The organism is Bizionia psychrotolerans, from assembly GCF_001039595.1.
In genome coordinates, this window is sequence record NZ_JNGS01000005.1 from 21,439 (window position 1) to 28,073 (window position 6,635).

5 protein-coding genes and 1 pseudogene are annotated in these 6,635 nt (G+C 28.7%); all 6 read left to right on the plus strand.

Annotated elements, in window-relative coordinates; genetic code table 11:
• Positions 1-54 precede the first annotated feature (54 nt).
• Positions 55-702 (plus strand): hypothetical protein, encoded by a 648-nt coding sequence (locus GK51_RS00705; RefSeq protein WP_048331030.1) that lies wholly within the window; start codon positions 55-57, stop codon positions 700-702.
• A 30-nt stretch (positions 703-732) separates the two neighbouring features.
• Positions 733-1,563: pseudogene (locus GK51_RS00710) on the plus strand (YifB family Mg chelatase-like AAA ATPase); the annotation flags it as partial.
• A gap of 299 nt (positions 1,564-1,862) precedes the next feature.
• Positions 1,863-3,500, plus strand: coding sequence for a recombinase family protein (locus tag GK51_RS00715; protein WP_053069189.1), 1,638 nt, complete (start codon positions 1,863-1,865; stop codon positions 3,498-3,500).
• On the plus strand, positions 3,497-4,903 hold the full coding sequence (locus tag GK51_RS00720; RefSeq protein ID WP_048331031.1) for a hypothetical protein: 1,407 nt from the start codon (positions 3,497-3,499) through the stop codon (positions 4,901-4,903). Before GK51_RS00715 ends, GK51_RS00720 begins: the two co-directional genes overlap by 4 nt.
• 170 nt (positions 4,904-5,073) lie before the next feature.
• Complete coding sequence (locus GK51_RS00725; RefSeq protein ID WP_048331033.1) at positions 5,074-5,556, plus strand: hypothetical protein; 483 nt, start codon at positions 5,074-5,076, stop codon at positions 5,554-5,556.
• Between the two features lie 106 nt (positions 5,557-5,662).
• Positions 5,663-6,635, plus strand: a 973-nt coding sequence (locus GK51_RS00730; RefSeq protein ID WP_048331034.1) for a tetratricopeptide repeat protein, incomplete at its 3' end; no start/stop codon positions are given.

A 6,635-nucleotide genomic window follows, 5' to 3' on the forward strand; every position in this document is an offset into this window, starting at 1 on the left:
TTACTATTAATAACCCATCTTATTTAAAGGTGGGTTTTTTTGTACCTTTATTTTATGAGTGATATAATTAAGAATAGGTATATAACAGCAATGGAAATTGGACTTGAAAATGAAGCCAATGGAATTACATATCAAGAATTAATTGATGAATTAGAAAAAAGACTTGGTAATAAGTTTAATAAATATGCTGAATGTACTTTTGTACAATGGTATATTCAAAATTTTTCAACAGTTGATACTCATAATGAAAATCAACTAAACACCACAATTTATTATTCGGTTCAATATATAATAGCTAAACATAATAATAAAATTGAATTACTGAAACCAAATGATTCTAATATTATTTATAGTAAAGTTTTAAGGGAAAAAGCATTTATAAATGGTGATGCATCTAAAAAATATATTGATTATTTAGAATTGGTTGAAGCTCGAAAAAGTTCAAAAGAAGCCATATCAAAAGCTAATATTTCAATCTTGATTGCTATTGCCACAATGGTAATAAGTATTATATTTTCAATATGGAATATCTTAAATCAACCCACACAACCAAATCAACCCTATGAAGTGAAAGTGGTTAATCAATCACCAGTTAATAATAAATTAGTTGATAGTTTAAAGAATGAACTTTATAAAGCCGATAGGCTTATAAGTCTTTATGAAGGTGATAGTATTAATGATTTCGGTAAAGTGATTAAATAATTAAAACTTTAACATTTCTTCTTAACCCTTATCATCACTGACAAAAACACTTTTATCACAATAGTATTTATATCAGTAGAAGTTAACGTAGACAAAGGCGTCGGTTATCATTTAGTAGGATTACCTGATAATGCCATTAAAGAAAGTAATTTCAGAATTGCAGCTGCACTTCAAAATAATGGCTACAAAATTCCGGGTAAAAAAATCATTATAAATATGTCGCCAGCCGATTTACGAAAGGAGGGAAGTGCTTACGATTTAACCCTTGCCATGGGTATTTTGGCAGCAACCAATCAGATTAAAGCAGATCATTTAGAAGATTATGTCATTATGGGCGAATTATCTTTAGATGGTACCTTACAACCCATAAAAGGCGCTTTACCAATTGCCATAAAAGCACAAGAAGAAGGTTTTAAAGGTTTTATTCTTCCCAAACAAAATGCCAAAGAGGCTGCCATTGTTTCTGGGCTGAACGTTTATGGCGTTGACACCATTACACAAGTTATAGACTATTTTGATAAAGGCGAAGCATTAGAACAAACCATAATTGATGTGAAGGAAGAATTCAATAAAAGTCTCAATTTCCCAGAATTCGATTTTGCAGATGTAAAAGGTCAAGAAGGCATCAAGCGTTGTATGGAAATTGCCGCAGCTGGTGGTCATAATATTATTTTAATAGGTCCTCCAGGCGCTGGTAAAACCATGCTTGCCAAACGGTTACCAAGTATACTTCCTCCAATGACATTGAGTGAGGCTTTGGAAACAACAAAAATTCATTCCGTAGTTGGTCGTGTTAAAGAAAACACGGGATTAATGGCTCAACGGCCTTTTAGAAGTCCACATCACACAATTTCAAAGGTTACACAATATGATGTGTACAAATCTAAGATTAATTAATATATTTGACAAATATTAAGGATGAAAAATTATTTAATAGTTATTTCTATATCGTACATATTAACTTCCTGTTATTCAAAAAATGATGAGAAGTGTGATAGTTTGTTATTAGAAAATAATGAATTATTAATTCAAATTAATTACTTAAGCAAGAAATCTGACTCTTTACAGTTAGAATTGGAGAAATGTGATAATTGGGTTAATCTTCTGGAGTCTGAATAATAATATACAAGCCTTAATATATAATTTAAAATATATTATATATGCTAGGTATCTACTGTAGAATTTCAAAAGAAAAAGAAGAGGGGAAAGATCGCTCCATAAATGACCAAAAGGAACTGGGTATTCAGAAAGCCAAGGAATTAGGACTTGAATACAAATTTTTCATAGATGAAGGTTATTCAGGAACACTCGAAAACATTAATGACAGACCAGAATTTTCTAAACTGATTGATGATATACAGGATGGATTGATAACCTCTGTGTATGCCTATGACCAATCAAGAATTGAGAGAAATCCACAGGTGCGATTTGTTATAAAAAAGATATTAAGAGAGAATGGTATAAAACTATATACCTATAATGGATTTGTTGATTTAGAGGACGACCAAAGTGAAATGCTGGGTGATATTGTGTCTATTATGAACCAATATTATGTTAAGTTAACAACAAGGAAGGTCAAATCTGTTCTACATAGAAATGCAAAAGAAGGAAAAGCACACTCAAGTATTTATCCTTATGGATATGCAAAGGATGAAAACGGTTATTTAGTAATAGATGAAGAAGAAGCTAAAATTGTAAAAAGGGTTTATTCTGATAGCTTAAATGGGATAGGGATGAATAAAATAGCTGAAAATCTTTCAGCAGAAGGAGTTCTAACTAGATACAATAAAATTGGTAAAGGAGTCATCAAAACTAAAAATAAGTATACAGGAGAAATTACAACAACAAAAAAAACAGATATTACTTGGTCAGGTAATAGCGTGAGAGGTATTATAAAAAATACGATTTACAAGGGTGTTAGAAATTTTGGAGGTAAACAATATGATAGCCCTATAATAATAGAACCTGATTATTGGCAGACAGTTAATGAAAATCTTAAAAAAAACAGGAATAATTCAGGTAAAAAGGTTAGTCATAAATATTTACTAAAAGGAGTTTTGGAATGTGGAGTTTGTGGTAGAAATATGTATGGTAGAACAAGAACCAATAAAAAAGACAATTACTATCTCTGTAGCTCAAAACGTTACAAAAAACTTAATTGTGGTAACAGGTCAATTAATATAGATGTTATAGAGCAATATGTTTGGCATATAGTATTAAGGGATAAAGACATTAGGAAGGAAAGGGCAGAGAAATCTAATGAGGAGAAAGAAATGAAAATTATAATGTTGAAGGATAAGATTGAATCACTTAAAGGTGAATTATTAAGAATAGATGGAAAAATTAAGAACGCAATAAAACTTGCTTTAGATTTTGAAGGTGATAAACGACTAATTCAGGAAGCTCAAAATTTACGAGTTGAAGAATTGGATGTAAAATTAAATTTAAAAAATGCCATTGATGAATTGGATTTCGAAAGAAAATCCGATACACTAGTAAAAGAGTTTATAAAAGATATTAGAAATAGTGAGTCATATAATGCGCCATTTAATAAACGACTTGAATTAATCAAAAAATATATTACTAGAATTGGGATTCATTATAATCCTGAAGTTCAATTTTTCTTTTTAGCGATTAATTTTAAATTTAGTGGTTTTAAACAAATATTTAAACTTCAAGGTGATGAGAAGTTTATAAAAGATACTAGAAAAGGGATTGAAACAATTAAACCTGAAGCAGCTAGAATGGATAGAGTAGATGAAATAGCAAGTGAATTAGAACTTAAATACCTAGGATGAGAGATTTTATACTGCCAATACCAAGTAATTTAGATTTTAATGAAATAATATCAAACAACGAACTTGAGCTAGATATAGATTATCTAAATTATACACTAAATTATATTTTGAATGGTTTAGCTTATTATATAGAGAACTATAACCCTGATAAAGGATATTTAGATAAAATACAAGATATATATGTTCCAATTCATTCCAAAAAAGATGTACTAGTTAGACACAATAAGCATAAAAAACATATTGAATTTTTAATTTCAGATTGTGTTGAACATACTAGAAAGGTTTCTAGAACAAAGTTTGTAACTGAATATATAAGTGTTCTTTACGGTAAAAGATACACTAAAGGCAAGGCTTCATATTCTTATAGGATGAACCCCGCGTTTATGATAAAAGAATTGAATTTTAAAAAAATAGATGATGTTAAGTTTATTAATAAAATACTTAAGTACAGAAGTGTTACACCTCCCATATTAAAAAGTGGTAAATACAGGTTTTTATTTAAGTACTTTGAAAAGCAGAACTTAAAAATAAATTTTGATGAAGCAGTTAAACTCTGCAATTTAAGATGGAAAGGACATAATGACTATGGTAAATATTTGAATGAGATATTTAAAATAGTTGACTTAAATAATCACATTTATAAGTTATACTATACTGAAGAAACAGATTCAAGAATACACTCAAATATAACAATGTTACCTAAAGTATATAGAGAGTTTATTTCTTATAACAATAAGAGTTTAGTTGAAGTAGATTTATCTAATTCTATATTTTATTTCTTAAGTATGTTAGTTAGTGATAATGTTAGTAATTATTTAATTAATAATAATCTTCTAGTACATATGTTTTACAAAACTCTTGAATCGCTTTCTATTATTGAGATAGAGCTTGTTAGAGAATTGACGATTAGTGGACAATTTTATGACTCATTTATTGATGATATTAGGAAAGAATTTGATGTTGATTCATTAAGTGTTATGTATCGAAATGAAGTAAATAAGGATGATGATTTTGTCGATGACTATGGACAGATACGTGAAATAGCTAAAAAATATATTATTGCTATGATTAATGCTGAATCTAATTCAGAAAAATATCTTGGTTTCAGAAATATCTTTAAAAATAAATTCCCTAGCCTTTTGAATATTATTAATAACTTTAAAGATACGCATGGTAATAAAAAGTTATCCCATATGTTACTTCAAATAGAGTCTCATTACGTATTGGATGTAGTAGCCAGAGAATTTAATAAAAAGTATTACAGTCAAGCACCAATATTCACCTTACACGATTGCTTAATTACTACCGAGGATTTTGGTGACGAACTAGAAAATTTAGTAATTGATACACTCAAAGATCGGTTATCAATAGCTCCTATGGTAAAAAAAGTAGCGTGGTTATAATATTCATTAGAATTTAAGTTTTTAATCATAACATCTTATTTCTCATTCAGTATCGTGAACTATTAAGTATTATTAGTCTATAATTTATTTCCCAATTATAACAAATTATCATTGTTAATAGTTGATTGATTTCGTAATTATGCAAACCAAATAATTAAAGTTTAAGAACAATGAAGTATTATTACGTTTCAGATATATTAAATAGAGAATTGATAGCAAACAATGGTATATCGAAAAATGAAGAAGGTTATATTTTCCTTTTTACAACTTTAACTCAAGAAATTAATGTTGCATTCAATTTAAAGGGATTAAAAGAATGGACATTATATGAGGTTGATGCAAAAAGTTTTGTTGAAACACCTATTAGTGAACCTAAAGCTCTTTATGGTTCAGAATTCCATTTTAGTTTAAAGCAAGAAATAATTCAGCCAAAATATATAAAGTTTATTAAGGATGTTAGATACGACTATTGGGAATTGTTAGAGCTATCTGAATTTGAGAAATCAAATGTATTAGGTTGGGAATATGAGAAATATGTTGACTTTGCTCGGACAGACTCAGAACGTTTAATCCATTTTAATAGAATTAACAAAAGTGACTATTCTCAAATTTCTATTGATGAATTTAACAAAAGATGGTGTTCAGATAATTGAGGACGGACAAACCATTTTTTTTAAGTGCAGTGCTTTAGTATTCAATAAATAACTCTTGAGACCTTTATTTTTTTAAATTTGTAATTAATAAATACACACATCTTAAATGATAATTATTATTCCTGTTGATGATTTTTCAAATACAATTTTTTCTAACCCTAATCAGGATAAGGAACAATTAATCAATAAGCTTAAAGAATTTTATAAAATCGGTTCTGTATTTCCAACCATAACTGATGAAGGTGAATTTTTGAAGATTGAGATGGATTTTGAGAAGGTTGAAATTGAGAGTGAAAAATTCACTTTACTATTGAATCTTTGTGAAAATAAGAAATTTGATGATGCATTAAATTTAGCTAAAGAATTAGTTTCAGATTACCCTAGCGTTTCTGAATATCACAGGCTATTAGGTCAGATATACTCTGATTTAGGAGAGCAAGATGAAGCAATTAATACATTAATTGACTCATTAAGATGGAATCCCACCAATGAATGGGCATTATTAATGATGGGTAACATATTTGCTAGATATAAAGGTGATTTAGAAACTAGTTTTATATACTACAAGCAGATTTTAGAACATTATCCAAATAGTTTTATCACTCTGAATAACATCGGAGCAGTGTTGATGCAAAAAGGGGAAAGTGATGAGGCTTTGAAATATTTCAATAAAGCTAGAGAGGCTAATCCTGAATACCCTAATACTTATTTAGCATTAGGTCTATTAAGCGAGAAGAAATGTGAATATTTGGAGGCATTTAATTTCTCAATAAAAGCAATAAGACTTTCAACAGGAAAAGGAGAAGTTTTCGAAAATAGTTTTCAATTAGCAATCAAAAGTGCAAGAGAATATTCAGAACACTACAATAATGACATAATATTAAATGCATTTATTAAGGAATTGTCCAAAAAAGGCGAAAAGGACATTCAAGTTATAAGTGATTCAGATATAAACACTGCTGCAAAAATTGAGTTTGCTGAAAACTATGATAGAAATTATCACTTAGTAAAGCATAAGCCTAATTATGAGTCGGTATCTCACTTAATAATGCATGAACTTTCACATCTAGAGTTGGTTA

Bases quoted from the DNA above. Each gene is read 5' to 3' on its own strand.
- GK51_RS00705 (WP_048331030.1), top strand. From the start codon at position 55: ATGAGTGATATAATTAAGAATAGGTATATAACAGCAATGGAAATTGGA.
- GK51_RS00715 (WP_053069189.1), top strand. From the start codon at position 1,863: ATGCTAGGTATCTACTGTAGAATTTCAAAAGAAAAAGAAGAGGGGAAA.
- GK51_RS00720 (WP_048331031.1), top strand. From the start codon at position 3,497: ATGAGAGATTTTATACTGCCAATACCAAGTAATTTAGATTTTAATGAA.
- GK51_RS00725 (WP_048331033.1), top strand. From the start codon at position 5,074: ATGAAGTATTATTACGTTTCAGATATATTAAATAGAGAATTGATAGCA.